The following is a 2694-nucleotide window of genomic DNA, read 5'->3' on the forward strand; positions in this document are numbered from 1 at the left end:
CTTGGAGAAAAGGTTGATGATTTACAAGATTTTGACTTAGATTTATTCATTTATCAAATGACAAAGGATTTGATAAATGAATAGAAAATCCCCTGAAAATTTAGAAAAATATACACAACTCTATGAAAAATATAAATCTTTTTTAACACAAACTCAACAACAAGTTTTTGAATTATATTTTTATCAAGATTTATCATATCAAGAAGTTTCAGAAATAATGGCAACAACAAGAACTGCTTCATATGATACAATTAAAAAAGCAATTCAAAAGCTTGAAAAAATTGATATTAATTTTTCACGGTAAAATAAAATCACGATTTTTTGAATCGTGATTTTTAAGCATTTATTTTTTGATTTTAATCTTAATAAAAGTATGATCGGAAATTTTTCCAACAAGTTCAGAATTTTTACCAGTTTTATTTTTATTTTTAGGATCTTGTTTAAATAATTTAATATATTCTTGTTTTTTGTCTGCTAATTCATTGTTAAAAGCCTTTGCAAGATCATATTTAAAAGTTTCTTTTGGTTCTTTTACAAAAAAGTCATCAACATTATGATAAATAAATTTATCATATGCATTAGAATAACCAGTTTTTTTAGAATTTAATGAAGTATCATAAAATTTCTTTAAATCTTGTAATGTAAATTCAGTATTTTCATATCCTGATTCAAGATTTGCATCAGAAATAATTTTTTCACTTTGTTTTAAGTTATCTGTTTTAATGTTAGTATCACCATTAAAAATTACTGGAATTTGATGATCATTTGATAATTTTTTAATATAATCAATACTTTCTAAAAATTCATTAACTTCTTGTTCGCCTTGACCTTTTCAAGTATAGTTATCAATTTCAGGATTGCTTTTTTCATTAGAAGATCTTGATTTACCTGGTGCATCAAAATGTGCATTAACTAAAATAAAATCTTTGTTTTCTTTTGTTTGCATTTTTATTGCTCATAATGGTCTGGTATATTTAGTTTTTTGACCATAATTAATATTACTAAATGGTTTATCTTTATCTATTTCAAAATTTGAATTATATAAAATAGCAAATGCTTCTTTTGAATTAGGTCTTTCTTTTGAAATAATTCCTTTTGGTGAACCAATTAAGGAATAATTTAAATTATATTTTTCTTTTAAAACTTCTTTAATTTTATTAACTGATTCTGTATCATCATAACTAATTTCTTGTAATGAAATTATATCTAAATTATTTTTTGCAATAATTTCAGCTATGGCTTGAACTTTAACTTGTAATTTAGGAGCGCTTGAACCATAGTTATAAATATTTCAACTTGCTAGTGTATAGTATTGAGACTCATCACTTGTAGTTGAATTAGTTTCTTTGTCTTTTGTTTGACTGTTATTTAGTTCTGATTTTGTATCAGTTATTTTCTTATCTGTGTTTTCTTGATCGTTTACATTAGTTTTTTCTTGACTATTCTCGTTTGAAACTTTTGAGTTTTCAACATTTTTTAAATCGTCTTGATTATTTATTTGTTTTGATTCTTTTGAATCACAAGACATAGCGATTAAAGAAGTTAATCCAAATGTTAAAATTGAAGATGTAAAAGTAAAATATTTTTTTAATATTTTTTTGTTCATTTTATAATTCCCTTTGACTAATTTTTGGTTAATATTATTATGCATATATTATACATTTTTATAATTTTAATTTTATTAAGTCTATAAGGTATTTTTTACAATATCTATAACGATAAACACTCATTATTTTAAGATTTCTTTTACTACTGTGTTTATAAACTGCTCATAATCATTATAAATTACTGAATCACCAAAAACAAATTCTGTTTTAGATAATGAAAAAACCAAATCTTCATATTCAAAACAATCAACTTTTGGTGTATTGTTTCTAATTTTAATGTTTGATTCATCATCAAAAGATATTAACATTATTAAAGTTTTATTTGGAATATGTAATAGATTATTTATGTTTTTATGTGACAAATTAATGTATTTTTGAATATGGTTTTGAGATATATTTTCTCTTTTTAGTATCTTTCCGTTTTTATCATAATACGGAACATTATCAGGTAATATTATTATTTGAAAATAAGGGATTTTAGATTCACGTATATTTACAGTTTCGTCAAGCATATTTTCAAAATAATTATTTGAATTTTGTGAATAATTACTCATTATAAATTTAACACCAATACAACATTTAATTTGATTGTTCTTTGTAATGGCAATATCAATCTTCTTAGGATTATAACTACCTTTGACAACTTTTTCCTTACCATTAAATAAACCTAATGAATAAATTTTATAAATCTTATTATTTAAAAATTTACTTATATCTTTTGCTATTTTACCATGTAATATTTTGAGTTTTTCATTACTTCTTGAACCGTATTTCTTATATCTTATATAAGACTCTTTGAGTGTTAAAAGAAAATCATTATTCATCTAACTAAACCTCTTTTTCTAATACATATTCAATATATTTTTTGACATCTTTTGATGAAAAGGTATAGTAACCTCCATTTTTATATTTACCAAGCATTTTAACATATTCAAGAAAGTTTTTACTTTGTAAAATATTTTTAATTTTATCAACAATATCATTAGGGCATATAATTTTAAACTTTCAGTAAATTTTATACTAAATAAAAAAAATTAAGAAATTTTTTCGTTTATAGATATTATGAAACTATATAATTCATCAGAAG

The 2694-nt window shown here is 22.0% G+C and carries 3 protein-coding genes; 1 reads left to right on the forward strand and 2 read right to left on the reverse strand.

All coding sequences use genetic code 4. The annotated features are described in order from the left end of the window. Positions 1–76: 76 nt before the first annotated feature. Positions 77–304, forward strand: coding sequence for a sigma factor-like helix-turn-helix DNA-binding protein (locus tag BU00_RS0103450; protein ID WP_027121487.1), 228 nt, complete (start codon positions 77–79; stop codon positions 302–304). 39 nt (positions 305–343) lie between these two features. Here the strand turns inward: BU00_RS0103450 and BU00_RS04710 are convergent, their stop codons facing one another. Beyond that, a complete protein-coding gene (locus tag BU00_RS04710) occupies positions 344–1606 on the reverse strand; it encodes an MnuA family membrane nuclease (protein ID WP_051521864.1) in 1263 nt (420 codons plus the stop codon). A gap of 123 nt (positions 1607–1729) precedes the next feature. Next, positions 1730–2431, reverse strand: coding sequence for a hypothetical protein (locus BU00_RS0103460; protein ID WP_027121488.1), 702 nt, complete (start codon positions 2429–2431; stop codon positions 1730–1732). Positions 2432–2694 lie beyond the last annotated feature (263 nt).

The organism is Mycoplasma leonicaptivi ATCC 49890, assembly GCF_000622205.1.
Lineage (GTDB): Bacteria > Bacillota_I > Bacilli_A > Mycoplasmatales > Metamycoplasmataceae > Mycoplasmopsis > Mycoplasmopsis leonicaptivi.